The organism is Lysobacter sp. 1R34A (genome assembly GCF_051217035.1).
Lineage (GTDB): Bacteria > Pseudomonadota > Gammaproteobacteria > Xanthomonadales > Xanthomonadaceae > Lysobacter.
In genome coordinates this window covers 17,878-44,702 of record NZ_JBPKJP010000024.1, presented here as the reverse complement: position 1 = coordinate 44,702, position 26,825 = coordinate 17,878, and the positions used below count along the sequence as shown (strand labels likewise).

General features: G+C 70.3%; 25 protein-coding genes. 17 read left to right on the top strand and 8 right to left on the bottom strand.

All coding sequences use genetic code 11. The annotated features are described in order from the left end of the window. The 6 genes from ACSAMQ_RS08575 to ACSAMQ_RS08550 form a co-directional block, all read left to right on the top strand. The coding region (locus tag ACSAMQ_RS08575) for an ExeM/NucH family extracellular endonuclease (RefSeq protein ID WP_435395238.1) at nt 1-1,068 on the top strand (1,068 nt) is incomplete at its 5' end. A gap of 89 nt (nt 1,069-1,157) precedes the next feature. Continuing rightward, nucleotides 1,158-1,838, top strand: coding sequence for an alpha/beta hydrolase (locus tag ACSAMQ_RS08570; protein ID WP_435395237.1), 681 nt, complete (start codon nt 1,158-1,160; stop codon nt 1,836-1,838). A 103-nt stretch (nt 1,839-1,941) separates the two neighbouring features. Beyond that, complete coding sequence (gene zapE, locus ACSAMQ_RS08565) at nt 1,942-3,030, top strand: cell division protein ZapE (protein ID WP_435395236.1); 1,089 nt, start codon at nt 1,942-1,944, stop codon at nt 3,028-3,030. A 448-nt stretch (nt 3,031-3,478) separates the two neighbouring features. Continuing rightward, a complete protein-coding gene (locus ACSAMQ_RS08560; RefSeq protein WP_057919768.1) occupies nt 3,479-3,874 on the top strand; it encodes an HU family DNA-binding protein in 396 nt (131 codons plus the stop codon). A gap of 255 nt (nt 3,875-4,129) precedes the next feature. After that, nucleotides 4,130-4,414: a hypothetical protein gene (locus tag ACSAMQ_RS08555; RefSeq protein WP_435395235.1), complete on the top strand. Its 285-nt coding sequence runs from the start codon at nt 4,130-4,132 to the stop codon at nt 4,412-4,414. A 144-nt stretch (nt 4,415-4,558) separates the two neighbouring features. Next, complete coding sequence (locus ACSAMQ_RS08550; RefSeq protein ID WP_435395234.1) at nt 4,559-5,365, top strand: aminoglycoside phosphotransferase family protein; 807 nt, start codon at nt 4,559-4,561, stop codon at nt 5,363-5,365. A gap of 83 nt (nt 5,366-5,448) precedes the next feature. Here ACSAMQ_RS08550 and ACSAMQ_RS08545 read toward each other — a convergent pair whose 3' ends face one another. Genes ACSAMQ_RS08545 through ACSAMQ_RS08535 form a run of 3 tightly spaced genes read right to left on the bottom strand, consistent with a single transcriptional unit; the run spans nt 5,449 to nt 9,851 of the window. Next, nucleotides 5,449-6,840, bottom strand: coding sequence for an efflux transporter outer membrane subunit (locus ACSAMQ_RS08545; RefSeq protein WP_435395233.1), 1,392 nt, complete (start codon nt 6,838-6,840; stop codon nt 5,449-5,451). Further along, the gene (locus tag ACSAMQ_RS08540; protein ID WP_435395232.1) at nt 6,837-8,087 is read right to left on the bottom strand and encodes an HlyD family secretion protein; all 1,251 of its coding nucleotides are present in this window, start codon (nt 8,085-8,087) and stop codon (nt 6,837-6,839) included. Before ACSAMQ_RS08540 ends, ACSAMQ_RS08545 begins: the two co-directional genes overlap by 4 nt. A 15-nt stretch (nt 8,088-8,102) precedes the next feature. Continuing rightward, nucleotides 8,103-9,851, bottom strand: coding sequence for an MFS transporter (locus ACSAMQ_RS08535; RefSeq protein ID WP_435395231.1), 1,749 nt, complete (start codon nt 9,849-9,851; stop codon nt 8,103-8,105). 233 nt (nt 9,852-10,084) lie between these two features. Between ACSAMQ_RS08535 and ACSAMQ_RS08530 the strand changes: the two genes are divergently transcribed. Beyond that, a complete protein-coding gene (locus ACSAMQ_RS08530; RefSeq protein ID WP_435395230.1) occupies nt 10,085-11,806 on the top strand; it encodes a serine hydrolase domain-containing protein in 1,722 nt (573 codons plus the stop codon). Between the two features lie 11 nt (nt 11,807-11,817). On the opposite strand, the gene ACSAMQ_RS08525 is transcribed toward ACSAMQ_RS08530, so the two are convergent. Together ACSAMQ_RS08525 and ACSAMQ_RS08520 are read right to left on the bottom strand one after the other, a co-directional pair. After that, nucleotides 11,818-13,149 carry an APC family permease gene (locus ACSAMQ_RS08525; RefSeq protein ID WP_435395229.1) on the bottom strand — a complete coding sequence of 444 codons (1,332 nt, stop codon included), beginning with the start codon at nt 13,147-13,149 and terminating at the stop codon, nt 11,818-11,820. 106 nt (nt 13,150-13,255) lie between these two features. After that, nucleotides 13,256-14,149, bottom strand: a complete 894-nt coding sequence (locus ACSAMQ_RS08520; protein WP_435395228.1) for a LysR family transcriptional regulator — start codon at nt 14,147-14,149, stop codon at nt 13,256-13,258. Nucleotides 14,150-14,271: 122 nt separating this feature from the next. Between ACSAMQ_RS08520 and ACSAMQ_RS08515 the strand changes: the two genes are divergently transcribed. From ACSAMQ_RS08515 to ACSAMQ_RS08505, 3 genes are read left to right on the top strand one after another with little or no spacing between them, the layout of a single operon-like run. Next, complete coding sequence (locus tag ACSAMQ_RS08515; protein ID WP_435395227.1) at nt 14,272-15,039, top strand: glucose 1-dehydrogenase; 768 nt, start codon at nt 14,272-14,274, stop codon at nt 15,037-15,039. A gap of 32 nt (nt 15,040-15,071) precedes the next feature. Next, complete coding sequence (locus tag ACSAMQ_RS08510) at nt 15,072-15,452, top strand: RidA family protein (protein WP_435395226.1); 381 nt, start codon at nt 15,072-15,074, stop codon at nt 15,450-15,452. A gap of 60 nt (nt 15,453-15,512) precedes the next feature. Then, on the top strand, nt 15,513-16,505 hold the full coding sequence (locus ACSAMQ_RS08505) for an aldo/keto reductase (protein ID WP_435395239.1): 993 nt from the start codon (nt 15,513-15,515) through the stop codon (nt 16,503-16,505). A gap of 313 nt (nt 16,506-16,818) precedes the next feature. Here the strand turns inward: ACSAMQ_RS08505 and ACSAMQ_RS08500 are convergent, their stop codons facing one another. Next, nucleotides 16,819-18,957 carry a TonB-dependent siderophore receptor gene (locus ACSAMQ_RS08500; RefSeq protein ID WP_435395225.1) on the bottom strand — a complete coding sequence of 713 codons (2,139 nt, stop codon included), beginning with the start codon at nt 18,955-18,957 and terminating at the stop codon, nt 16,819-16,821. A 255-nt stretch (nt 18,958-19,212) separates the two neighbouring features. Here ACSAMQ_RS08500 and ACSAMQ_RS08495 point away from each other — a divergent pair, with 255 nt between their 5' ends. From ACSAMQ_RS08495 to ACSAMQ_RS08475, 5 genes are all read left to right on the top strand, one after another. Next, nucleotides 19,213-20,535, top strand: a complete 1,323-nt coding sequence (locus ACSAMQ_RS08495; protein WP_435395224.1) for an amidohydrolase — start codon at nt 19,213-19,215, stop codon at nt 20,533-20,535. Between the two features lie 271 nt (nt 20,536-20,806). Continuing rightward, entirely contained in the window at nt 20,807-22,156 is a 1,350-nt protein-coding gene (locus tag ACSAMQ_RS08490) for an amidohydrolase (RefSeq protein WP_435395223.1), read from the top strand. Nucleotides 22,157-22,339: 183 nt separating this feature from the next. Beyond that, nucleotides 22,340-23,152, top strand: a complete 813-nt coding sequence (gene queF, locus ACSAMQ_RS08485; RefSeq protein WP_435395222.1) for an NADPH-dependent 7-cyano-7-deazaguanine reductase QueF — start codon at nt 22,340-22,342, stop codon at nt 23,150-23,152. 179 nt (nt 23,153-23,331) lie between these two features. Beyond that, nucleotides 23,332-23,634 (top strand): LysM peptidoglycan-binding domain-containing protein, encoded by a 303-nt coding sequence (locus tag ACSAMQ_RS08480; RefSeq protein ID WP_435395221.1) that lies wholly within the window; start codon nt 23,332-23,334, stop codon nt 23,632-23,634. 52 nt (nt 23,635-23,686) lie between these two features. Continuing rightward, a complete protein-coding gene (locus ACSAMQ_RS08475) occupies nt 23,687-24,178 on the top strand; it encodes a hypothetical protein (protein ID WP_435395220.1) in 492 nt (163 codons plus the stop codon). Nucleotides 24,179-24,382: 204 nt separating this feature from the next. Here the strand turns inward: ACSAMQ_RS08475 and ACSAMQ_RS08470 are convergent, their stop codons facing one another. Further along, the gene (locus ACSAMQ_RS08470) at nt 24,383-24,781 is read right to left on the bottom strand and encodes a YchJ family protein (RefSeq protein WP_435395219.1); all 399 of its coding nucleotides are present in this window, start codon (nt 24,779-24,781) and stop codon (nt 24,383-24,385) included. Between the two features lie 71 nt (nt 24,782-24,852). Between ACSAMQ_RS08470 and ACSAMQ_RS08465 the strand changes: the two genes are divergently transcribed. After that, nucleotides 24,853-25,560 (top strand): UPF0149 family protein, encoded by a 708-nt coding sequence (locus tag ACSAMQ_RS08465; RefSeq protein ID WP_435395218.1) that lies wholly within the window; start codon nt 24,853-24,855, stop codon nt 25,558-25,560. Nucleotides 25,561-25,762: 202 nt separating this feature from the next. Next, nucleotides 25,763-26,212, top strand: coding sequence for a YkgJ family cysteine cluster protein (locus ACSAMQ_RS08460; protein ID WP_435395217.1), 450 nt, complete (start codon nt 25,763-25,765; stop codon nt 26,210-26,212). Here the strand turns inward: ACSAMQ_RS08460 and ACSAMQ_RS08455 are convergent. Beyond that, a complete protein-coding gene (locus ACSAMQ_RS08455; protein WP_435395216.1) occupies nt 26,209-26,796 on the bottom strand; it encodes a hypothetical protein in 588 nt (195 codons plus the stop codon). The two genes, ACSAMQ_RS08460 and ACSAMQ_RS08455, sit on opposite strands and share 4 nt — an antisense overlap. Nucleotides 26,797-26,825 lie beyond the last annotated feature (29 nt).

The following is a 26,825-nucleotide window of genomic DNA, read 5'->3' as shown; positions in this document are numbered from 1 at the left end:
GTGCCGATCGACGGCAGCCCCGGCCTGCGCCTGAGCGCGGCGCCGACCGTGCAGGCCGCACCGCGGCCGCAGCCGCCGCGCGTCGCCGGCGACCTGCGCATCGCCGCCTTCAACCTGGAGAACCTGTTCAACGGCGACGGCCGCGGCGCAGGTTTTCCGACCCCGCGCGGCGCACGCACGCCGGCCGAGTACCAGGCGCAACTGGCCAAGCTCGTCGCCACGATCCAGGGCCTCGACCCCGACATCGCCGCCTTGATGGAGCTCGAGAACGACGGCTACGGCCCCGAGTCGACCCTGGCCGAACTGGTCGCCGCGCTCGACCGCGCCGACGCCGCCCATGGCGGCGCCCAGGACTGGCGCTACGCCGCACCGTGCAGGCAACCCTGCGCCGCGCAACAGCGCGGGCCGGGCGACGATGCGATCCGGGTCGGCTTCGTCTATCGCGGCTCGCGGGTGGCCGCGCGCGGCCTCGCCGCGACCCTCGAACAAGGGCCGTTCGGCTCGCTCGCACGCGTGCCGATGGCGCAGGCCTTCGCCGCGATCGGGCGCGACCGCGCCTCCGGACCGGTGTTCGTGGTGGTCGCCAACCACTTCAAGTCGAAGGGCTGCGGCAAGAACGCCGCCGGCGCCGACCGCGACCAGGGCGACGGCGCCTCGTGCTGGAACGCCTCGCGCAGCGAATCGGCGCGGCGCCTCGACGCCTGGCTCAAGACCGACCCGACCGCGAGCGGCAGCGCGCTGAGCATGATCGTCGGCGACCTCAACGCGTATGCGCAGGAGCAACCGCTGCGCGAGTTGTATGCGGCCGGCTGGCAGGACGCATTCGCGGTGGCGCGGGTCGAGGCACCGTACAGCTATGTCTATCAGGGCGAACGCGGCCGCCTCGATCACGCGCTGCTGTCGCCGGCCCTGGCCGCGCGCCTGCGCGGCGCCGCCGAATGGCACAGCAACGCCGACGAACCCGAGAGCGCCGGCTATCGCGCCGGCAGCGGCACCGGCGACGCCGGCCCGTGGCGCAGCTCCGATCACGACCCTTTGCTGCTCGGCTTCGAGCTGATGCCGCGCTGAGCGCGCACCGTTGAGCCGGCGACACCGCGCAGGCGAAGCCGCACACATGGCCGTAACACCCCGCTCACGGCGGGCCGTATCATGAGCGCATGAGCATTCCCGCCTTTCCCAGCGACGCCTCCGCGACGCTGACCCTGCCGGGTCCGGCCGGGGCGATCGAGATGATCGTCGAGGCCGCCGAGACTTCGCCGCGGCCGGTCGTGGCGATCGTCTGCCATCCGCTGCCGACCGAAGGCGGCACCATGCACAACAAGGTCGTGACCATGGCCGCGCGCGCCCTGCGCGAGTCCGGCGCGGCCACGGTGCGTTTCAACTTCCGCGGCGTCGGCGGTTCCGAAGGCGAGTTCGACGAGGGCGAAGGCGAATGCGAGGACCTGCGCGCGGTCGCCGCCTGGGTGCGCGCGACCCGTCCGGACGCGCAGCTGTGGCTGGCCGGTTTCAGTTTCGGCGCCTACGTTTCGCTGCGCATGGCCGACGAACTGCAGCCCAAGCTGCTGATCTCGATCGCGCCGCCGGCCGGCCGCTGGGACTTCGACCGCATCGCCCCGCCGAGCGGTTATCCCTGGCTGGTGATCCAGGGCGAAGCCGACGAAATCGTCGATCCCAACGCGGTCTACGCCTGGATCGAAAGCCTGCGCCAGCCGCCCGAACTGGTGCGCATGCCCGACACCGGCCACTTCTTCCACCGCCGCCTGATCGACCTGCGCGGTGCGATCAAGCACGGCGTGCGCGCCCACCTGCCGCCGGAAATCGCCCCGGACCCGTCCTGAGAACCATGTCGATGCTGCCACTAGCCCTCAACGCCGGGCGGCCCGGCTGCGCCTCGCGCTTGCGCGCGGCGCCGCGCCGCGACCGGCGGACGCGACGCTCGCGATGACCGGCAAGACCCCTTCCCAGGCCTATGCCGAAGGCGTCGCGCGCGGCGACTGGAGCGAGGACCCGGCGCAGCGCCCGGCCCTGCGCGAACTCGACCGCATCCATGCCGGCGTGCTCGACCCGCCGTCGCAAGGCCTGTTCGATCGCCTGCGCGGCAAGCCGCGCGAAGGCGTGCGCGGGCTGTACCTGTGGGGCGGCGTCGGCCGCGGCAAGACCTTCCTGATCGACCTGTTCTACGAGCAGTTGCCGATCCGCGAGAAGCGCCGCACCCATTTCCACCGCTTCATGCGCGAGGTCCACGCGCAGTTGCGCGCCCACGCCGGCGAGAGCGACCCGCTGGCGAAGATCGCCCGGCAGTGGCGTTCGGAGCTGCGGGTGCTGGTGCTGGACGAGTTCTTCGTCATCGACATCGGCGATGCGATGCTGCTCGGGCGCCTGCTCGACCGGCTGTTCGCCGAGGGCGTGACCCTGGTGACGACCTCCAACACCGCGCCGCCGAACCTGTACGCCGACGGCCTGCAACGCGAGCGTTTCAAGCCCGCGATCGAACTGATCGAGCGCCACTGCGAGGTGCTGCTGCTCGACAGCCAGCAGGACTACCGCCTGCGCGCGCTGACCCGCTCGCCGGTGTACCGCGCCCCGCTCGACGCCGAATCCGACGCCTGGCTGGGCGGCCGCTGGAAGGAACTGACCGCGGCCTGCATCGCCGAGGCCGGCCCACTGCGCATCGACGGCCGCGACATCCCGGTGCGCGCGCTGGCCGATGGCCACGCCTGGTTCGACTTCGCCGCCCTGTGCGAAGGCCCGCGCGCGGCCGGCGACTATATCGAGATCGCGACCGAATGCCACACCGTGCTGGTCGGCGGCATCCCGCTGTTCGACGGCCGCAACGACGACCCGGCGCGGCGTTTCATCAACCTGATCGACGAGTTCTACGACCGCCACGTCAACCTGGTCTGCACCGCGGCCGACGCGCCGACCGGACTGTATCGCGGCCATCGCCTCGGCGGCGCCTTCGAGCGCACCGCCTCGCGCCTGATCGAAATGCAGTCGGCCGAGTACCTGGCGCTCGAACACCGGGGCTGAGCCGGCGGCGTTACCGCGGCGGCACCGGCGCCGGCACATTGCCGTCGCCGCTACGGCTGCGCAAAATCGCACGCGCGGGCCGCCGGCAACCGCACGGCGACTGAACCGCATTGCGACATCGCGACGACGGCGCCGGATGGCGTCACAGATTCGCGCCGCGCTTCGCGCAAACCGTCGCTGCGATGCCGCAGGAACCCGTTCGAGCCGTATTTTCCAGCGGTTTTCGCCGAAAGCGACGAGCGGCGCGAAACATCGCGGCGCGCGCAAAACCCCTCATTCGCAAGGGATTTTGTCGCATCCGCGCCGGCCGTCCGGGGCGCACGCACGAAAAACAGCCGCTATTCGCGTCGAAAACTCTTGGCGGCGCGTCGGGCTTGCCCTACATTCCGCCTTGCCGAGGGGTTATCCAGGCAACCCATCCATTCAACGAGTGCTACCGGAAAAAACTATGGCTACGAAAAAAACCGCTGCAAAGAAGAAGGCCGCTCCGAAGGCCGCTGCGAAGTCCGCCGCCAAGACGGCCGCTCCGAAGCCGATCAAGGAAGTGCTGAGCAAGTCGGGCCTGGTCGCGCACCTGGCTGAAGTCACCGGTGTCGTCGCCAAGGACATCCGCGCCGTGCTCGGCGCGCTCGAAGGCGCGGTCCACGCGTCGGTCAACAAGAAGGGCGCGGGCGCTTTCACCCTGCCGGGCCTGCTGAAGATCACCGCCGTCAGCGTGCCGGCCAAGCCGAAGCGCAAGGGCATCAACCCGTTCACCAAGGAAGAGCAGTGGTTCGCCGCCAAGCCGGCCACGGTGAAGGTCAAGGTCCGTCCGCTGAAGAAGCTGAAGGACGCTGCGGCCTGATGCCGCCGGATGCGGCGTGCCCTAGGCCGCCGCATCGCGTACTGCCAACGCCGCCTCCGGGCGGCGTTTTTCATGGGCACCGCCGCGTGTCCGGGCGAACGCCGGACCGCCCCGGCAGACTTCGCCGACCGATCCGCCGCGCGGCGCCCGCCTCAGGCTGAATGCGACAGCTTGCAGCGCACGGGGCTCCGCGCAACGCAGTGCCGGACACGGTCGCGCATGGCATAGTGCGCGCAATCGCAATGGAGCCTTGTCGTGGACCCGATCAGCCTGGAAGAGCTGGCCTTGCTTAATGTGCTACAGCGCATCGACCAAGGTCATCCGCCCGAAAACCATTCCGGCGCGCTGCGCGATCGGCTGGTCGAATCCGGCTTGGCCGAGATCGGCGAAGGCGACGAAGTTCACCTCACCGATGCCGGCATCGAGCGCTGCAAATCGCTGCGCCACCGCGTCGCCGCCGACGCCGAAGCGGCATTGGTGCTGAAGGAGCGAGAAGAGGCGGCGGCGCAGGACGTCGAGACCACGGCCGAGGCGAAGTAGGCCCGGCGCTCGTTCGCCCCGCGCGCGAGGACTTTACCCTTCCTGCTGTTTCGCGGCCGGCGCCGGCCCGCCGCGGCGTGGGCGCTTGCATCGACCGCGCCGGTCCCGATATCGGCATGGACGCCGATCACGCCCGGGTGACGCATGACCCCGTTCGACCTGCATATCGCCCGATGGACCCTGGTCCCCGACGGCGCCCCGATCCACACCCACAGCAGCGACCTGTTGCCGGTGCGCTATCGCGACACGCCGGCGATGCTGAAGATCCCGCGCGAACCAGAGGAGCGCTACGGCGCGGCGATGATGCGCTGGTGGGACGGCGACGGCGCCGCCCGCGTGCTCGCCTGGGACGACGATGCGCTGCTGATCGAACGCGCCTGCGGGCCGCGCTCGCTCAAGCAGATGGCCCGCCACGGCGACGACGACGAGGCCACCCGCATCCTGTGCACGACCGCCGCGCGCCTGCACGCCCCGCGCGCGACCCCGTCCCCGCCGAACCTGCTCGGCCTGCAGCCGTGGTTCGCCGAACTGGCACCGTATGCGAACAGCCACGGCGGCCCGTTCGCGCTGGCCTGGGACAACGCCTGCGCGCTGTTGGCCGAACCGCGCGAGGTCGTGCCGCTGCACGGCGACCTGCATCACGAGAACGTGCTCGACGCTGGCGAACGCGGCTGGATCGCGATCGACCCCAAGCGCCTGATCGGCGAACGCGGTTTCGATTTCGCCTGTCTGTTCACCGATCCCGACGAAGCCACCGCCCTGGTGCCGGGCCGGCTCGCGCGCCGCGCCGACCTGGTCGCGCAGACCGCCGGGCTGGAGCGGCGCCGCCTGCTGCAGTGGATCGTCGCCTTCACCGGCCTGTCCGCAGCCTGGTATCTGATGGACGGGGAATCGCCGGACAAAGAGATCGCGGTGATCGAACTGGCGAACGCGGAGTTGCTGCGGGGCTGAGGTCGCTGCGGCCGGCGGGCAGGGCGACCGCACCGGCGCCAGCCACCGCGATCAGCTCGGCTGACCGGCAAACACCGGCTTCCTCAGCGCTCCACCCCGTCCCAGCCGCCGCCGAGCGCCTTGTACAGATTGACCTCGGCGGTCAGCGCGTCGCCCTGCAGTTGCGCGACCGTCAGCTCGGCGTTGAACAGGTTGCGTTGCGCGTCCAACTCTTCCAGGTACGAGGCGTAGCCTTCGTTGTAGCGGTTGTGGGCGATGCGCAGCGCTTCGTCGAGAGCGATGCGCTGTTGCTCGGCCTGATCGCGCTGTTCGTGCAAGCGACGGATCGCGGCCAAGGCGTCCTCGACTTCGGCGAACGCCGTCAGCACGGTCTTGCGGTAACCGAGCACGGCCTGATCGCGGCGCGCAGCGCCGGCCTGCACTTGCGCGCGCAAACGCCCGCCGTTGAACAGCGGCGCCAGCACGCTGCCGCCGACGCTCCACAGCCGGATCGGGTCGCCATGCAGCAGGCTCGATTCCAGGCTGCCGAGCGTGCCGGTCAGGCGCAACGAGGGCAGCAGCTGCGCACGCGCGGCCGCGAGACTGGCGTCGGCCGCGGCGATCTGCGCCTCGCCCTGGGCGATGTCGGGACGGCGGCGCAGCAGTTGCGAGGGCACGCCCGCCGACGGCAACGGCGGCGCGACGATCTCGCTCAGCGCGCGGCCGCGCGGCACCGCGTCGGGCGCGCGGCCGAGCAGCACCGACAAGGCGTCCTCCTGGCGCCGGATCGCCAGTTGCAGCTGCGGCACGACCTGGGCGGTGGCGCGGTATTCGGCCTCGGCCTGGCTCAGTTCCAGGCGCGAGCTGTAGCCGGTGTCGAATCGGCGTTGGGCGACCTTGCGCGCGCCGGCGCGCGAGGCCAGGGTGCGCTGCGCGATATCGAGCCGCGCATCGCTCGCACGCAGCCCCAGATAGGCCGAGGCGACCGCCGCGGCGACACTGAGCCGCACGCTGTCGGCAGCGGTCTCGCTGGCGAGCAGGTTGGCGCGGGCGGCGTCGGTCAGCGCGTCCAGCCGGCCCCACAGATCGACCTCATACGCCGCCTGGAACTGCGGCTGGGTCACGCTGGAGAGGTTGGCGCGGCCGGTCGCGGCGCCGACGCTGCGCGCGCGTTGCGCGCTCACCGTGGCGTCCAGAGTCGGCCAGCGCAGCGCGCCTTGCGCGTCGAGCAGGGCACGCGCTTCGGCCACGCGCGCGGCGGCCAGGCGCAGGTCGGTGTTGTCGGCGAGCGCGCGTTCGACCAGTTCGGCGAGCACCGGGTCGTTGTAGCCGCGCCACCAGTCGCGTTGCACGGCGAGGCCGGCGCCCGGCGCATCGCGCCAGCCCGGCGGCGGCTCGGCGAAGCTCGGCGGCGGCGGGACGCTGACGCAAGCGGCGAGCGTGCAGATCGCCAAGGCGATCGCGCCGATGCGCCGGATGACGAGGGCCCCGCTCATCGTGCCGCGTCCCTGTCGCTGTTGTCGTCGCCCTGCGACTCGGCCGCGGCAGGCCGCGGCTGCGGACGATCGTGTGCGCCGCGCACCGACTCCGCCACCGCCCGCTCCGCCACCACCGGCTCCGCTACCGCCGGCACCGTCGCATCGCGCGCCGCGCTCGCCGCCGCGGCCTGTTCGGCGCGGCGCACCGCGGCTTCGTCGACCTCGCTCGCGGTATCGACCGTGGCCTCGACCGACATGCCGGGACGCAGGCGAGCCGCCATCGGCTGCTCCGGATCGATCGCGATGCGCACCGGCAGCCGCTGCGCGACCTTGGTGAAGTTGCCGGTGGCGTTGTCGGTCTTGAGCACGCTGAATTCCGAACCGGTCGCGGGCGACAGGCGCTCGACCCGGCCGCGCAGCACCGCACCGTCGAGCGCATCGACGCGGAAGCTCGCGGCCTGGCCGGCGCGGATGCGCGCGGTCTGCGATTCCTTGAAGTTGGCGACCACCCAGACCCGTTGCGGCACCAGCTGCATCAGCTGGGTGCCGGGGGTGACGTACTGGCCCAGGCGCACGCCGATCTCGCCGAGCTGGCCGGCCTGCGGCGCGTGGATGCGGGTATTGGCCAGGTCGATCTCGGCCAGGCGCACCGCCGCCTGGGCGTTGGCGACCGCGGCGGTCAGCGCCTCGCGGTTGACGATCACCGAGCGCACGTCCTCGTCGGCGGAGCGGCGCCCGGCCTGGGCCTGGCCGAGCGCGGCCTCGGCCTGGCGCAACGCGGCCAGGGTCTGGTCGCGTTCGCGCAACGACAGCGAGCCGTCGCCGACCAGGGCGCTGGCGCGGCGCATGTCGGCCTGGGCGCGGGCGAGATTCGCCTGCGCCGCCTTGAGCTGGGCCTCGACGTTGGCGACCGCGGCCTCGCGCACGCGCCGGGCCTGGGTCGAGTTGGCCAGGTTGGCCTGCTGGGCGGCGAGATTGGCGCGCGCCTGGTCCAGGCGCTGGCGGTAGTTGCGGTCGTCGAGTTCGACCAGCACCTGCCCGGCGCGCACTTGCATATAGTCCTGCACCCGCACCTGGGCGACGTAGCCGTCGACCTTCGGCGCGATCACGGTGACGCTGCCGCGCACGTAGGCATTCTCGGTGGTCTGGCGCGCGCTCGTAAACGGCCATAGCCGCCAGGCGTAGAGGATCAGCAGCACGCCGACGATGGCGATCGCGACGACCGGCACGGTGGCCTTGGATTTGAAGGGCGTCTTCAGCGGCATGGGGCGTCCTTCGGCTCAGGCAGCGGGAATCGGGGAAGAAGAAGGCGATGCGGCATCGCCCGGGCCGGCGCGTCCGTCGCCTGGCGCAGGCGGCGCCGCGGCGGGCGGGCCGAACGGCCCCGGCACCTGCGAGGCGAAACTGACCACGGTGTGGCCGCGCCGCCACAGATGCCACTTCAACAGCAGCACCCAGGCGAGCACGCCGAGCGCGAGCCAGGCCACCGCCAGGAACACGTCGTTGTAGGCCAGCACCCACGACTCGCGCACGACCTGCTGGCTCAGCGAGCTCAACGCCTGGTTGCCGCGCGCGGCGCCGTCGCCGACCACCCGCGCGACCGCGCCGCCGAGTTGTTGGGTACGCAGCACCACTTGCGGATCGCCGAGGGTCAACGACTGGGTCAGATGCTGGTAATGCGCGGTCTGGCGCTGGCTCAGGTAGGTGCCCAGCACCGCCGAGCCCAGCAGGCCGCCTAGCGCGTTGGTGGTGCTGAACAAGACGATGAAGGTGACTAGGTTGCGCACGCCGTCGGCGACCACCCGCACCAGGGCGAGCAGGATCGAACTGGCCAGGAACATCGAGGCGGCCATCGCGATCAGGGTCTGGGTCAGGTAGAAGTTCGCCGGCCGGGTGAGGTTGGTCGCGTAGGAATCGAACCAGGCGCAGACGCCGACCAGGCCGACCGCGATCAGGCCGAGCATGTCGAAACGCTGGCCCGGCAGGAACGGCAGGGTGATGACGAAACCGGCGACGGTGCCGGCCAGGACCAGCCAGAACAGGGTATGCATCTGTTCGTTGTTGAGGCCGAGCACGTTGAGCAGGCCGACCGCGCCGACCGATTGCTCCGACAGCACCATGCGCGAGAGCACGATCGCCAGGCCCAGCCTGACCATGTAGCCGCCGTGCAACAGCCAGCGGATGTTGACCATCGGCTTGGCACGGTTCATCTCGATCACCACGAACAAGGCGCCGCACACCACCGCTGCGACCAGGCATTCGCCGAGCCAGGGCGTGTCCAGCCACCAGCGCAGCCGGCCCTGGGTCAGCACCACGCACAGCAGGGCGATGGCCGAGGCGTAGAGCGGAAAGCTGGCGATGTCGAGCCGGTCGAACATCGGCTGGCGCGGCACCGGGGTGACCCGCAGCAGGTTGATCGCGGCCAGGCAGGCCAGGGCCAGGCCGAGTTCGAACACCACGATGCCGTGCCACTGGGCGTTGAGCAGCAAGCGCTCGGCGATGATCCGCGAGATCGGCGCGCCGGTCTGGAGCGCGGCGAAACCGAACATCAGCCCCAGCACCTTCTTCGGCCCGTTGAAGACCTCGGCCATGTACAGCACGGTCAGCGAACTCAGCGGCGCCGCGGCGATGCCCAGCGCGGCGCGCGCGGCGATCGCCGAGTCGAGATCGTTAGCCAGCAGGTGCACCACCGCGGCGACCACGAACAGACCGATGCCGAGGTCGGCGAACAGGCGCAGACCGTAGTGCAGGCGGAACTTGGTCAGCAGCAGGCTGGCCGGGATGTTGGTGGCGAAGTAGGCGGTGATCAGCCAGGTCGCCTCGGCGCTGGTCGCGCCGAGCGCGCCCTGCACCTGCTGCAGGTTCGAGGCCACTAGGTTCATGCCCAGGCTCTGGGTCAGGCCGAGCAGCAGCGAGATCGAAACGAAACCGGCGATACGCCAGCGCGACATCGGCGCCGGCGCGCCGGGCGGCCCGGCCGGCGGCGCGGAGTCGGAAGGCGAGGCGGCGATGGCGGAGGTGCTGGCCATGGATCGAGGCGCGCGGCTCCCGCTGGTTCGTTGCAACCGCTAGTAGGCAACAGGCGGCGGTCAAGGATCAAGCGTGCGGCCTGCGAATGGCGCCATGGTGGCTAACGCGTTGTGTGCGTCGCGTCTAAGCCTGCGGACGCCAGCGCGACGACCATGCCGGCGAGCCGGGGCCGCAACGCCCGGCGTATCGCAGAACCGGGCACGCCGCTGCGCAACGACCGAGGACCCGCTGCATGATCACCGCCGCTCCGGCCCCAAGCTACGCCCTACCCCTGCTGGCGCTCGCGATGACGCTCGCGACCGCGCATGCCGCAGCGCCGGTCGCCGCGGACCGCGCCGCGCTCGAAACCGCCACCGACGCGATCTTCGCACCGTGGAACCGCCGCGATACGCCGGGCTGCGCGGTGGCGGTGTATCGCGACGGCGCGATCGCGTTCCAGCGCGGCTACGGCATGGCCAGCCTCGAACTCGGGGTGCCGATCGGCCCGGACAGCGTGTTCGACATCGGCTCGACCTCCAAGCAGTTCACCGCCGCCAGCGTGTTGTTGCTCGCCCGGGACGGCAAACTTTCGCTCGACGACGACATCCGCATTCACCTGCCGGAGATGCCCGACTACGGCCGCAGGATCACGATCCGTCATCTGCTCGAGCACACCAGCGGCCTGCGCGACTACATCGCCCTGCTGATCCTCGGCGGCACGGCCTTCGACGACCAGGCCACCGACGCGCAGACCCTGGACGCGATCGTTCGCCAGCGCGCGCTCGACTTCGCGCCCGGCAGCGAACACCTTTACAGCAACACCGGCTATTTCCTCGCCGGCCAGATCGTCGAACGCGTGTCCGGCCTGTCCCTGCCCGCGTTCGCGCAGGCGCGCATCTTCGCCCCGCTCGGCATGCGCGACACCCGCTTCCGCCGCGACCACGCCGAGCTCGTGCCCGGCCGCGCGATGGCCTACGCGCGCGCCGAGGCCTCCCCAGACGCGCAGCCTGGCGACGGCGCCATGGCGTACCGGCTCGATCAGCCGCACTGGGACCAGGTCGGCGACGGTTCGGTGCACACCACCATCGGCGATCTGCTGCGCTGGGACCGCAACTTCTACGCGCCCACGGTCGGCAGCGCGGCGATGCTCGCGCAGATGCAGCAGCCCGGCACGCTCGCCGACGGCAAGCGCATCGACTACGGGCTCGGCCTGAAAATGGGCGAGTACCGCGGCATGACTACGGTGCGGCATGGCGGCGCCTGGGGCGGGTATCGCGCCGAGCTGCTGCGTTTCCCGCAACGGCATCTGAGCGCTGCCGTCTTGTGCAATTTCGCCGAGGCGCAGCCGCAGCGTTGGTCCGAGCGCGTCGCCGAGCTGTGGCTCGGCCTGCCGCCTTCGCCGTCGCAAGCGCGCGCCGACCCACAACGCGAGCCGGTGCGCCCGAGCCCCGCGCAGCTGCAACGATGGAGCGGCGTCTATCGCCAGGCCGGAAGCGGCGAGCTGCGCAGGATCGTTCACGCCGACGGCCGGCTGTCGCTGCATCACTTTGGCGGCGAATTCGCGCTGCGCCCGGTGAGCGGCACCGAGTTCGAACTGAGCGCGCCTTCGCCTGCCACGCTGCGCTTCCATGAGGACAGCGGCGAGCGGCCACGCCGGATGAGCGTGAGCGCCGACGGCCGCACCCGGGACTACCTCGCCATCGACCTCGCCGCGCCCACGCTCGCAGAGCTGCAGGCCTATGCCGGCCGCTACCGCTGCGGCGAGCTCGGCCGCGACTACGAATTCGCATTCGTCGACGGCGCCCTGCGGCAACTCGACCCGCGTTTCCCCGCCGTCGCCCTGGAACCGCTGGAGCGCGACCGCTTCGTCCAGGGCCTGGTGGGCTATCGCTTCCACCGCGGCGCCGACGGCCGCATCGACCGCGTGTCGCTCGACGCCGGCCGCGTGCGCGATCTCGGCTGCACGCGGTTGTAGCGCCGGCGCTCTCAACCGCGCCGGCGCAGCCTCCGCAACACGCCGTACAGCGCGACCAGCAGCAGCAGCGAGGCGGCGATCGCGGTCCATTGCGCGCGCGTCATCGTCGCCAGGATCGCCGCCATCGTCAGCACCGCGAGCGACGGCATGGTCCAGGCGCCGCCCGGCATCACGAAGGGCTCGCCGGGGCCGCGCAGGTCGAGCGCCTGGGCGCGCCAGGCGGCGATCGACACCGCCGCGAACAACAGGCAGATGGCGCCGCCGGAAATCAGGGCCAGAGTTTCGAAGTTGCCGATCCAGGCCAGCGCCAGGGCGATGCCGGCATGCGCGGCGAGCGCCGCCCGCGGCACGTGGTGCCTGGCGTCGACCCTGCCGAAGGCCTGCGGCAGGTAGCCGTCGCGGCCCAGCGCGAACAACAGGCGCGACGATGCGAACAGATTGCCCATCAGGAAGCCGGTCATCGAGACCCCTGCGGTAAGCAGCAACACGCCGTGGCCGGGCGACCAGATCGCGCCGGCGGCATCGGCGATCGGCGCGGTGCTCGCGGCGAGCCGCGCGCCGAGCACGCCCTGGCAAACCACCTGGATGCCGACGTAGAGCAGCACCACCACCACGATCGCCGACAAGGTCGCGCGCGGCACGTGCCGCGAGGGATCGCGCACTTCGCCGGTCGGCACCAGCGCGGTCTCCATGCCGGAGTAGGCGAACACCACCAGCACCATCGACGAGCCGAGCGCGCTCCACGACGGCACCTCGCTCCAGCCGACCTGCTGCCAGTCGACGAAGTACAGGCCGAGCGTCGCCAGCAGGAATAACGGGGCGAGTTTCAGGGTCGCCAGCAGCACGATCATGCGCGCGCCCAGGCGCACGCCGAAGGCATTGAGTGCGAACAGGAGGGCATACACCGCAGCGATGAAGACGCCGCGCGGCAGCGGCTCGCGCAATACCGCCCAGGCATTGCCGGCCTGTTCGGCCAGGGCCGCGGCGACGCCGGCGCTGGAGGCGGTGTTGCAGATCCACATCAAGGCGCCGGCGAGGAAACCCGCGAACGGTCCGAACGCCGCGCCGACATAGGTGTAGGGGCCGCCGGTCGCGGCGGCGCGGCTGCCGATGGCCGAGAAGCACAGCGCGATCGGCACGATCGCGATCGCGCCGGCGACGAACACCAGCGGCGCGCTGACGCCCATGCGCCCGGACAGCAGCGCCGGCAGCATGAAGATGCCGGCGCCGACGATGATGTTGATGATCGAGGCGCCGAGCTGGAACGGGCCCAGCGCGCGTACCAGCGCAGCGTCGCCTTGCAGGGTCTTGGAGGAAGCGGCGGGCGCGGCGGCGGCGGTCATGGCGGGTCCCGGACGGGTCGCCGCAGCCTCGCACGGGCCGCGGCGAAAGGCGAGCGGAAGCGGCCGAGGCGAGATCGCCTGCCGGGCGGCCGGAAGGGCGGCGCTGTCAGCTGCCCTCGCGCAGGAAATCCACGAACACGCGCAGCTTGGTCGGCAGTTGTTTGCGCGCCGGGTAGTAGAGGTAGAAGCCCGGGAACGCCGGCGTGTATTCGTCGAGCACCTGCACCAACTGTCCGCTGCGCAGGTCCTCGAGCAACATCGACTCGAAGGCCTGCATCAGGCCGAGGCCGGCGCGGACCATGTTCAGGGCCAGGGTGCTGTCGTTGAAGATCAGGCGACCGGCGACGTCGACTTCGTAATCGCGGCCGTCGCGGGTGAACTCCCAGGCCATCAGCCGGCCGCTGCCGGGCAGGCGATGGCGCAGGCAGTCGTGGTCCACCAGGTCCTCCGGCGTGCGCGGGCGCGGCCGTTGCCCGAAGTAAGCCGGCGACCCGACCACGATCTGCCGCTGCGGGCCGGCGAGCGGCAGCGCGACCATGTCCTTGGCCAGGCATTCGCCGAGGCGGATGCCGGCGTCGAAACCGCCCGCGACCAGGTCGGCGAGGGTGTCGTCGGCGAACACCTCGACCTGCAGTTCGGGATAACGGGCGAGAAACGCCGGCAGCTTCGGTTCGATCAGCAAACGCGCGGCGACCCGGCCGGTGTTGATGCGCAGGCGACCGGTCGGGCGGTCGCGAACCGCATTGAGGTCGTCGAACGCGGCCTCGATCTGAGCCAGCCCCGGCCCGATCTGTTCGAGGAAACGCGCGCCGTGTTCGGTCAGGCCGACCCGGCGCGTGGTGCGGTTGAGCAGGCGCACGCCGAGCTTGGCCTCCAGGGTGCGCACGGTCTGCGACAACGCCGACGGCGACAGCTCCAGCTCGGCCGCGGCGCGGGTGAAGCTTTCGTGGTGGGCCACCCGGGCGAAAGCGATGACGGCGGGCAGCGGATGCGAGGCCATGCGGGGCACCGTTGATTATGAAGCGACGCTTCAAGAGTCATTCGGATAATCCCTGTTTTTGGACCAATCCGCCAGGGCTATCGTGGTCCCCATCCCGCTCCCACCCGTCTCAGGACATCACGATGAGCCTCTCCAGCTTCGCACTCGACGGCAAGATCGCCTTGGTGACCGGCGCCTCGTCCGGCATCGGCGCCGCCACCGCCCGCGCCTTCGCGCGCGAAGGCGCGACCGTGATCCTGGCCGCGCGCCGCAGCGCCGACGGCGAGGCCATCGCCGCCTCGATCCGCGCCGACGGCGGCCGCGCCGAGTTCGTCCGGGCCGACGTCACCCGCGAGGACGACCTGATCGCGTTGGTCGATCACGCCGTCGCCGGTTACGGCCGCCTCGACATCGCCTTCAACAACGCCGGCACCGAAGGCCGCTTCTCGCCGTACCTCGAACAGGACAACGACAGCTTCGAGCTGATCATGAACACCAACGTGCGCAGCGTGTTCTGGGCGATGAAGCATCAGATCGCGGCGATGCTGAAGACCGGCGGCGGCGCGATCGTCAACAACGCTTCGATCGGCGCGCTGATCGGCTTCCAGAACGCCGCGGTCTACGTCGCCAGCAAGCACGCGGTGATGGGGCTGACCAAGACCGCCGCACTCGAATTCTTCACCCGCGGCGTACGCATCAACGCGGTCTGCCCCGGCATCATCGACACGCCGTTCCAGGACCGGGTCTGGGGCGACGAAGCCAGCAAACGGGCCTTCGCCGATGCCACCGTCGCCGGGCGCAGCGGCAGTGCCGACGAAGTCGCCGATGCGGTGCTGTTCCTCGCCTCGCAACGCGCCAGCTTTTTCAGCGGCCAGGGCCTGGTGATGGACGGCGGTTACGTCACCCAGTGACCGCCTCGCGCGCCCCGGTCCGGACCGCCGCCGTGCCGCAACGCATCGACTACCCGCACCTGCCGGCCCCGGCCGGTCCCTACGCGCACGCCGTACGCCATGGCGCGAGCTTGTACCTGTCGGGGCTGACCGCGGCCGGCCTCGAGGAGGAACATGCCGATGCCGCGGCGCAGACCCGCGCCGTGCTGCGCCAGATCGAGGACGTACTGGCCCACGAGGACCTGGGCTGGGAAGCGCTGGTCAAGGTCGGCGTGTTCGTCACCGACCTGGCCGACCTCGCCGCGGTCCGCGCGGCGCTCGACGAGGCCTACGGCGAAACCCCGCCGGCCGGCTCGCTGGTCTGCGTGCAGGCGCTGTTAGCGCCCTCGCTGAAGATCGAGATCGAAGCCGTGCTCGCCCTCGGCTTGCGCTGAAGCGCTTTCGGCGCACGTTTCTTCCCCCCTCGCAAAGGATTCCGCATGAACGCCAACGCCATCCCGACCCGCCGCCTCGGCCGCAACGGCCCCACCGTTTCCGCACTCGGCCTGGGCTGCATGGGCATGAGCTTCGCCTACGGCGACGCCGACGAGAGCGAATCGCTCGCCACCCTCGACCGCGCTCTCGAACTCGGCGTGACCTTGCTCGACACCGCCGACATGTACGGCCCGCACACCAACGAGCGTCTGCTCGGCAAAGCCCTGCGGGGCCGTCGCGACCGAGTGTTCCTGGCGACCAAGTTCGGCATCGTGTTCGACCCCGACCGACCCGAGTTGCGCGGCATCGACGGCCGCCCCGAGTACGTGCGCAGCTCGATCGAAGGCAGCCTGCAGCGCCTGGGCACCGACCATATCGACCTGTATTACCAGCACCGCATCGATGCCGAGGTACCGATCGAGGACACCGTCGGCGCGATGGCCGAGCTCGTCCAGCAAGGCAAGGTACGTTTTCTCGGCCTGTCCGAACCCTCGGCGCAGACCCTGCAACGTGCGCATGCCGTGCACCCGATCACCGCGGTGCAGAGCGAATACTCGCTGTGGACGCGCGACCCCGAACACGACGGCGTGCTGGCGACCTGCGAACGCCTCGGCATCGGCTTCGTCCCGTACAGCCCGCTCGGGCGCGGTTTTCTGACCGGAAACATCGCCAGCCCCAGCGAACTGCAGGGCGACGACTTCCGCCTGTCGACCCCGCGCTTTCAGGGCGACAACTTCGTCCGCAACCTGGCACTGGCCGAGCAAGTGAAGCGGATGGCCGCGGACAAGGGCTGCACGCCGGCGCAACTGGCGCTCGCCTGGGTGCTGGCGCAGGGCGAGCACATCGTGCCGATCCCCGGCACCAAGCGCCGCAAGTACCTGGAAGACAACCTCGGCGCCTTGCGACTGGCCTTGTCGCCCGACGAACTCGCCGCGCTCGACGCCGTGTTCCAGCCGGGCGCGGTCGCCGGCGACCGCTACACCGCGGTCGGCATGTCCTTGATCGGGCGCTGAGGTTCGATGAGGGCGTTCGACGGCGAGCGCATTCGATAGCGGACGCGCGATCCACCACCCTCGGCGCCGAAGCGCGTGATGTATTGCCCCCTTTGACAAAGGGGGCGAGCGCCCTGCGCAAGCTTGAGGTCCGAGCGGGTCGCGGCGGGGGATTTGCTCTTCAACGCGATGCTTCAGGTGAAGCAAAGTTGAAGCAAATCCCCCGCCCCCTTTTCAAAGGGAGGACAGCGAAAGCAAAGCCGGTTCCGGGTAGGTTTCGGTCGACCGGTACGGCGAGACCCTCGACGGTCGCTCGATCGACTACCCGAAACGATCACCACTGGTAGCGCGCCGTCGCCGTCACCGTGCGCGGGTAGCCGTAGTAGCACCAGGCCGCGCTGTTGCAGACGCTGACGTATTCCTTGTCGGTGAGGTTGCTGGCGCTGAGCTGGAAGCGCCAGTTCTGCGAGTCGTAGCGCAGCGAGGCGTCGAACACGGTATACGACGGCGTCTTCCACTGGTTGTAGGTGTCGCCGTAATGCTCGCCGGTGTAACGCACGCCGGCGCCGAAACCCAGGCCCGACAGCGGGCCGTAGGCGATGGCGTAGTCGGCGCCCAGCGAGGCGAGGTTGCGCGGTTGCAAAGCGATCTGCCGGCCGAGCGCGGCGGCGTCGTTGGTCCGGGTCACTTCGCTGTCGGTATAGGTGTAGGCGCCGTACAGGCTCAAGCCGTTGCGCAGGTTCCAGCGGCCTTCGAGCTCGGCGCCGCGCACCCGGGTCCGGCCCTGCTGCACCGAGAACAAGGTGTGGTTCGGGTCGACCGTCAGGGTGTTTTCCTGCTTGATCTCATACACCGCAAGGGTCGCCAGCGCGCGGCCGCTCGCCGGCTGAAACTTCAACCCGGCCTCGATCTGTTCGCCGGTGGTCGGCTTGAACGACTGCCCGGCGAAGTCCACGCCGACGGTCGGCTCGAACGATTGCGACCAGGCCAGGTACGGCGCCCAGCCCGAATCGAACAGATAGTTGACGCCGAGGCGGCCGGAGAAGCGGCTGTCGCTCTGGCGCTCGCGCGCGACCGGCACGGCCAGCCGCTGATCGGTGCGGGTGCGCACGCGGTCCTGGCGTCCGGCGGCGGTGATCACCCAGCGGTCTATTTTGATCTGGTCCTGTAGGTAAAGCCCGAGTTGCTGCTGGGTCTTGTCCTGGCGCGAGGTGTAGGCCGGCTTGACGATCGGCGCGCCATAGACCGGGGCGAAGATGTCCAGCGACGGCGCGCCGAAGGCGAAGGCCGAGGCGTAGTCGCTGTCGAGCCGGCGGTAGTCGATGCCGGCCAGCACGGTGTGGCGCCAGGCGCCGGCGTCGAGATTCCACTGCAGGTTATTGTCGACCGCGAACGAGGTCGATTCCTCTTCGAGCGGAAAGTAGTAGCGCGTCAGCGTGCGCTGATCGGCCTGCAGGCCGAACGCGCCGACGCCGGCATCGTGGTCGACTTCGACCTTGCCGTAGCGCAGGTTCTGGCGGAACTCGAGCGCGTCGCCGAAGCGATGGCCGAATTCGTAGCCGACCGAGGTCATGGTTTTGAGGTAGTCGTTCCAGCCCGGTTCGCCGGTGTAGCGATGGCTCGGGATCTTGCCGTTCGGGTTCGGCAGCAAGGTGCCGGCCGCGGGCAGGAAGCCGCCGCCCTGGGCCGTGTCGGCCTTCTGATAACGCGCGAGCCAGGTCAGCGAGGTGGCTTCGCTCGGCTTCCAGGTCAGCGCCGGAGCGAGGTAGTAGCGATCGTCGTGGACGTGGTCGACGTGGTTGTCGCTGTTGCGCGCCAGGCCGGTCAGCCGGTAGGTCCAGCGGCCGCCGTCGCCGAGCGGGCCGCCGAAGTCGAACGCGGCCTGGCGCAGATCGTAGTTGCCGACGGTGACTTCGACTTCGCGCAAAGGTTCGTCGACCGGGCGCTTGCTGACCATGTTGACCAGGCCGCCCGGCGGCATCGCCCCGTACGACACCGACGACGGCCCCTTCAGCACTTCCAGCCGCTCCAGGCCATAGGGCTCGATGCGGGTGCCGCCGGTCCAGACGCCGTCGGTCAGGGCCAGCCCGTCCATGTAGCGCGCCGGGCTGAAGCCGCGCACCAGCAGCCAGTCGCTGCGCGTGTCCTGGCCGTAGCCGCCGCCCTGCGCGCCGGCGGTGTACCAGACCGCCTCCTCGATGCCCTGGATGCCGCGATCGCGCATCTGCTGCGCAGTCACCACCGACACCGATTGCGGCACCTCGATCAGCGAGGTATCGGTCCTGGTCACGGTCTGGCTGCGCTTGGCGATCGGCGCACGCACCTGCACCTGATCGAGCGTGGTCGGATCGCTCGCCTCTTCGGCCTCGGCCGCCTGGACAGCGAATGCGCCGAGCAGCAGCGGCAGGCCGAACAGGGCCAGGCGGATCGCGTGCGGCAGGGCGGGCGGGTTGGATGCGGACGAAGACGGCATGGACGGGAGCCTGTAGAGAGGGCGAAAGCGGGATCGAAGGGGTGTTGGAGCGCGCGCCGCGTCCCTGCGCGTCGTCGCTGGCACGTCGCGAACGCAACGCGACCGGGTGACGGGTCCGGGCCGCCCGGGCGGCCACAGTCACAAACAATAATCATTCTCATTTTAGCGCGGCCGGACGAGGGCGCAATGCGCAGGACTTGGCGCCGCCGTCCCGCCCAGGCAGGCTGCGTTACCCCTTCGTCGTCGAGAGCTCCGATGCGACTCGTTTCTCCGCGCGCCCTGAAGGTCGCGCTTGCCGCGGCCCTGTCCTGCCTGTCCGCGCCCGCGATGGCGGCCACGGCCGCCGAACCCGCGCAGGTCGCCCAGGCCGCGCAACGGGTGCGCGAGCAAGTCGTGGCCTGGCGCCGCGACATCCATCAGCACCCGGAACTCGGCCAGCACGAAGTCCGCACGGCGAAGCTCGTCGCCGACCAGTTGCGCAAGCTCGGGCTGCAGCCGCGCACCGGCATCGCCCACACCGGCGTGGCCGCCGTGCTCAAGGGCGGCAAGCCGGGGCCGCGCATCGCGATCCGCGCGGACATGGACGCCTTGCCGGTGACCGAGCCGGCCGGGCTGCCGTTCGCCTCGCAGGTCAAGGCCGATTACCGCGGCCGGCCGGTCGGGGTGATGCATGCCTGCGGGCACGACGCGCACGTCGCGATCCTGCTCGGCGTGGCCACCGCGCTGGCGGCGCAGAAGGAACAGTTGCCCGGCGAGGTGATGTTCGTGTTCCAGCCGGCCGAAGAAGGCCCGCCGGTGCCGGGCGCGCCGTTCGGTGCGGCGATGATGCTGAGCGAGGGCGTGTTCGAGCAGTTCAAGCCCGAGGCGGTATTCGGCCTGCACGTCTGGGCCGGCTTGAACGTCGGCGAGGTCGGCTATCGCAGCGGGCCGATGCTCGCGAGCGCGGACGAATGGAGCCTGACCGTGCGCGGCAAGCAGACCCACGGTTCGCGGCCCTGGGACGGCGTCGACCCGATCACCGTCGGCGCGCAGATCCTGCTCGCCAGCCAAAGCCTGATCGCGCGCCAGGTCAATATCGCCGCGACTCCGGTGGTGCTGACCGCGGGCCAGTTCAACGCCGGCGTGCGCTTCAACATCATCCCCGACGAAGCCAAGCTGGTCGGCACCTTGCGCACCTTCGATGCGGCGGTGCGCGAGGACGTGATCGCGCGCTTGCGCCGCACCGCCGAGGACTACGCCCACGCCGCCGGCGCCAGCGCCGAGTTGCAGGTGGTCAACAACGCACCGGCCACCATCAACGATCCGGCGCTGACCCGGCGCGTGCTGCCGTCGCTGCAGCGCGCGGCCGGCGAGGCGCAGGTCAGGGAGTCGGCGATGGTGACCGTGGCCGAAGACTTCTCGCAGTTCGCCAACACCGTGCCGGGCTTCTATTTCTTCGTCGGTTCGACCGCGGCGGGCATCGACCCGGCCAAGGCGCCGATCAACCACTCGCCGCAGTTCCTGCTCGACGAGGGCGCGCTGGAGGTCGGCACCCGGACGATGCTGCAGGTGGCGCTGGATTATCTGCACGGCGGCTAGAGCGCGCCTGCGCTTCAAACGGCAGGAGCGGCGCGGGCCGCGACCGCGGCATCGCGGTTACGAGTCAGCCGCGGGTGCGCGGTCGCGCCTTACGTCGCTCCTACAGGGGCTGCAACGTCGCGATCGGACGACGGCGACTGCGTAACGGCGACATAGGCGCGGTTCGCGCCGCTCCTGCCCTCGAGCCGGGCGCCGGCCGAACCGACCAAGGTCGCGCAGCCCCGCCGGCGGGCATGGGCTAGCATCGGGGCTTTCCTGCCGGAGTCCGTCGATGAAGCGTCCGCTGTCCGTCGCCCTGAGTTGCGTCCTGAGCTGCTCCGCCTTCGCCGCCCTCCCGCTCGCCGCCGCGGCGCAAACCGGCGCGGCCGCGGCCGAACGCCCCGAGGTGAAGTCCGCCGCCGCCCAGGTCAAGGCCGACGTGATCGCCTGGCGCCGCGACTTCCACCAGCATCCGGAGCTGTCCAACCGCGAGGAGCGCACCGCGGCCAAGGTCGCCGAGCACCTGCGCAAGCTCGGCCTCAAGCCGCGCACCGGCATCGCCCGCCACGGCGTGGTCGCGATCATCGAAGGCGGCAAGCCGGGACCGAAGATCGCTCTGCGCGCCGACATGGACGCGCTGCCGGTGACCGAGCAGGTCGACCTGCCGTTCGCGTCCAAGGCTACTGCGAGCTTCCGCGGCGAGACCGTCGGGGTGATGCACGCCTGCGGCCACGACGCCCACACCGGCATCCTGCTCGGCATCGCCGACGCCCTGGTGGCGATGAAGAACGACCTGCCGGGCCAGGTGATGCTGGTGTTCCAGCCGGCCGAGGAAGGCGCCCCCGCCGACGAGGAAGGCGGCGCCTCGCTGATGCTCAAGGACGGCCTGTTCAAGGACTTCAAGCCCGAGGCCATGTTCGGCCTGCACGTGTTCTCGACCCTGCCGGCCGGCCAGCTCGGCGTGCGCCAGGGCCCGCTGATGGCGGCGTCCGACCGGTTCACCATCAAGATCAAGGGCCGCCAGACCCATGGCTCGGCCCCCTGGGCGGGGGTGGACCCGATCGTCGCCGCCGCCGACGTGATCGGCAGCGCCCAGACCATCGTCAGCCGCCGCACCAACATCGCCAAGCTGCCGGCGGTGGTGAGCTTCGGCGCGATCAAGGGCGGCATCCGCTACAACATCATTCCCGACGACGTCGAAATGATCGGCACCATCCGCACCTTCGACGAAGGCATGCGCCAGGCGATCTTCAAGGACCTCAAGAACGTCGCCGAGCATGTCGGCGCCGCCCACGGCGCCCACGCCGAGGCGACGGTGCCGGACCAGGACGGCAACCCGGTGACCTACAACGACCCGGCCCTCACCGCGCGCATGCTGCCGAGCCTGAAGGCCGTGGCCGGCGAGGCCAACGTGGTCGAAATGCCGCTGGTGATGGGCGCCGAGGATTTCTCGTATTACGCCAAGGAAGTGCCGGCGATGTTCTTCTTCGTCGGCGCGACAGCGCCGGGCATCGACCCCGCGACCGCGCCGAGCAACCATTCGCCGAAGTTCAAGCTCGACGAAACCTCGCTCGACGTCGGCCTGCGCGCGATGCTGCAGGTGACGCTGGACTATCTGCATGGGGCGAAGGCGGCCGGGTGAGGGCTCGCTGGGCCTGACTGCTGCCCCCTTCGACGAAGGGGGCGAGCGCCCGAAGCGGGTACGAGCCCGGAGTGGGCCTCGGTGCGGGAAACGCTGTTCGGCGCGATTCGCGAAAAGCGCGGCCATGCGGGACGGACCGAGCCCCTCACCAGGCCTGCCTGCGCCAGCGGCTAAAATGCCGGCATGACTTCCCATGACCTGCCCCTCGGCCGCCACGTCGACTATCCGCGCGAATACGACGCCTCGCTGCTGTTTCCGATCGCCCGCTCGCTCGGCCGCGCCCACATCGGCCTGGCCGACGACGCCCTGCCCTTCGTCGGCATCGACCGCTGGCACGCCTACGAGCTGAGCTGGCTCGATGCCCGCGGCAAGCCGCGCGTGGGCACCGCGACCCTGTCGGTGCCGGCGACTTCGCCGCAGTTGATCGAGTCCAAGTCCCTCAAGCTCTACCTCAATTCCTTCAACGCCACCCGTTTCGACGACGACGCCACGGTGCTGTCGACCATCGCCCGCGACCTGTCGGCCGCGGCCGGCGCGCCGGTCGAGGTCGCGTTCGGCCTGCCGCCCATCGACGACGCCGACGGCGCCGAGTCGATCGACGAGCTCGAGGTCGCGATCGACGACTACGGCCCGCCGAACGCGGAGCACCTGGCCGCCGACGCCGGCGAGATCGTCGAGGAGACCCTCGGCAGCGCGCTGCTCAAGTCGAATTGCCCGGTCACCGGCCAACCGGACTGGGCACGGGTGGTCATCGCCTATCGCGGCCCCAGGCTCGACCGCGCCGCGCTGCTGCGCTATCTGGTCTCGTTCCGCGACCACGCCGAGTTCCACGAGCAATGCGTCGAGCGCATCCATTCCGACCTCAGCCGCCGCTGTCGGCCGCAGTGGCTGTCGGTCGAGGCGCGCTACACCCGCCGCGGCGGGCTGGACATCAACCCCTGGCGCGGCAGTCCGGGCCTGGCCCGTCCGCGCGTCGGCCGCGACGAACGCCAGTAAGACGCTCAAGGCAATGCCGGCAAGTATCGCCCTGGGCCGGTCGGCCGGGCGGTCCGTCCCGTGCTTATCCGCGGAATCGCATTATTCAGTTTTGTAATGTGAGTTCACGCCGGCGCTATACATTTTTAACAACCGGCATGTCATGTTGCGCTCGCCACTTCGGCAGGAGCCCTCAACCCATGACTACCCCGGACAAGAAAGCCGATTTTTCCGATGTGACCACCAAAGTCGATACCACCGCGGAGAAAGTCGAGAAGGCCGACTTCTCCGACGTGACGGTGAACGTCGACACGACCGCGGAAAAAGTCGGCGAGCAGACCTATACGGTCGAAAAGGGCGACACCCTCTCGCACATCGCCAAACAGTTCTACGGCAAGGCGAGCAAGTGGAACGCGATCTTCGAGGCCAATCGCGATCAACTCGACGATCCCGACAAGATCCAGCCCGGCCAGATCCTCAAGATTCCGACCGACAACGACTGATCCGTCGACTGCGTTTCGCCATCATCGCCATCGTCTTTCCAGGAGATCCATCATGTTGATCCGCAATCGTACGCACTACGCCGTTGCCGCCGCCCTCGTGGCCGCGCTGGCCCTGGCCGGCTGCAAGAAGAAGGAAGAACCGGTTGCGCCGACTCCGGCCCCGGCCGCGACCGAAACCCCGGCTCCGGCCCCGGTCGAGCCCGCTCCGGCTCCGGCCGCGCTGAGCGTGACCTCGGTGAGCCTGGGCACCGCCGCCGGCCCGGACAAGAAGATCGCCGCGCCGACCACCAGCTTCAAGCCGACCGACAAGATCGTCGCCTCGGTCGCCACCGACGGCACCGCGACCAACGCCAACGTCACCGCCAAGCTCGTCTACCAGGACGGCCAGACCGCCGGCGAGGACACCGAGACCCTCAACACCACCGGTGCCGAGACCACCAACTTCGAATTCGCCAAGGCCTCGCCGTGGCCGACCGGCAAGTACAAGGTCGAGATCAGCGCCAACGGCGCGGTGGCCAACACCACCGAGCTCGAAGTCAAGTAACCGTCTCTCTCCGCCTCATGGGCGGGCAAGCCCGGGCGCGGCGTACTGCCGCGCCCTTTTTTTGTCCACGCGATTCGTAATCGCCAATAAGCCAGGCTTGCAGCAGCGGGTACGCCGACCGCAGCCGCAGGATTGGCTCTGGCCTCGATCAGCTCGCCGCACCAGGTCCGTAACGCAACCCCGCGAAAACACCGCTCCGCCGGCTCACGCCGCCGGACACTCCCCGTCCACGTACAGCCAGCGCCCGTCGACGCGGACGAAGCGGCTGACCTCGTGCAGGCGCGCGGCCGAACCGCCGCCGACCCGGTAGCGGGCGACGAACTCCACCGTGGCCGCGTCCTCGCCGTCGCGGCGATGCCGCTTCACCTCCAGGCCCAGCCACCGCACCCCCGGCTCGAAATCGAGTTCGCCCGGGTAAGTATCGGGAGACCAGCTGGCCCGCAGATACTCCAGGTCGCCCAGGACGTAGGCGCTGTAGCGCGAGCGCATGAGCGCCTCGGCCGAGTCGGCGGCGGCCCCGGCATGCAGCCGGCCGCAGCAGTCGGCATAGCGGCGCGAAGGGTCGCAGGGGCAGGCGGCAGGCAGGGCGATACGAGCGGTCATGGCGATATTTTCGTCGCAAGCACGCCGCTGCGACTACCATTCGCGTCCTCTCCCCTGTCCCGAGCCCTGCCATGAAACCGCCTGCCTACCTCGACGACGAGCAGATCGAACGCCTGGCCGACCTGCTCGACCAGCGCGCCGTGCCCCACAAGGGCTTCAATCTGGAAGCGCTGGACGGCTTCCTGTCGGCCCTGGCGGTCAGTCCCGAACAGCCGCCGGCCGAGGAATGGCAGCCGGTGGTCTGGGGCGGCAAGGCGCCGCGCTGGAACGACCAGGGCGAGGCCGACGAGGTCCAGGCGCTGCTGCTCGGCCACTGGAACATGGTCAGCTCGCGCGTCCGCCACGGCGACGACGACCTGCCCGACCATCTGGCGCCGCTGCTGTGGCTGCCGGAAGAACCCGAGGCCGACGCCCCGGACGAGCTCGACGTCGGCCGCGACTGGGCCTTCGGCTTCTTCCGCGGCGTCGAGTTGCGCGAAGCGGCCTGGGACCAGTGGCTCGACGACAACGACTGGATGGACGAGATCTTCGGCCTGTTCGACCGCCTCGCCAGCGGCGAAGTGCTCGGCGAGGACCCGGCCGCGCCGCCGGCCCCGATCAGCTACCGCGAGCGCCTGGAGATCGTCGCCGGCCTGCCGGGCATGCTGGCCGACCTGCACCACCATCGCATCGAGGCGCTGACCCCGCGCGAACCCCTGCGCCGCGCCGAAACTCCGGATCGCAACGATCCCTGTTCCTGCGGCAGCGGCAAGAAGTACAAGAAGTGCTGCGGCGCCTGATCGGCGCGCGCTGACACCTCACGGCTACCGCTGCGCGGCCCGGCGCAGCGCCCGTTCCCGGCACAGAGCGCCATGCATCGCAGCCGCGTCGATCGCGTCGGTGCGGCCCGGTCGGTGTCGCGACCCGCTCACGCCGCCGGCTCGCCACGGGCTCGCGACATCGCCGGCAGCGCTTGCCGGCCGCGCCCGGGCCGATGAGAAAATGGCGCGATCCCCTCGGTTCCGTTCGGCGATGTCGACCCACCCCTGCCTGCGCTGCGGCGCCTGCTGCGCCCACTTCTGCGTCGCCTTCCATTGGAGCGAGACCGACGCCCACCCCGACGGCCTCACGCCGTCGGCCGCGACCGAGCCCCTAGACCCGCACCGCGTGGTCATGCGCGGCACCTACGCCGGCCGCATCCATTGCCAGTCCCTGCGCGGCGCCGTCGGCGCCGACGCCCAGTGCGGCATCTATCCGCTGCGCCCTTCGCCGTGCCGCGAACTGCATCCGGCCTGGGAAGACGGGCGGCCGAGTGCGCAATGCGACCGGGCGCGCGCGGCGTACGGCTTGCCGCCGCTATCGCCGCGGGATTGGCCGGCCAGCGCGCAGTGCGCCGCGGATGGCGGGTACACGAACGCGAACGCCGCCAGCGCGGCAGACGCCGCGCACTAGACCGGTCCCGGCCCGGCGAGGTCGGGACCGGACGCGGTCCAGGCCCTCAGCAAGGGTTCGCGGTAATCGGCGTCCTTCTCGTTCCATTGGACATAGCCATTGGGCAAGTCGATGTGGAAGAAGCTCTCGTAGTAGTCCTCCTCGAGCGCCGCGTCGTCCCGGTCGCGGCCGAAGATCTTGGCCCGGACCGCGTGGGTCTCCAGCTCGATGTCTTCCTGCTGCAACGCGATCAGGGTGTAGGACTCGCCGGCCGCGGCCAGTCGCTCGTACGGCTCGATCGCATACAGCTCGGCCAGCGCGCCGACCAAGCGGTCGCTGGCCGCGCCGATCGACGACAGCACCAGGCCTTCGGCGTAGACGTGCTCCTGGCGCAGATGCATGTCGGCATCGAAGCCGGGGCCGATCCGTTTCACCAGCCGCGCCGCCAGCCCGACGATCTCGCCCTGGTGGCGCGCCGTCATGCGGAAGTAGTAGTGATCGGCGTCCGAGCGCAGGTCTTCGATCTTGAAGGTGCAGTCGACGAAACCGTCTTCGCAGGCCTCGGTCAGTTCCGGCAGCGCCGAGTCGGTTTGCTCCGTTTGCATCGCAGTTCCTCCCATCGATGGTCCGAGCG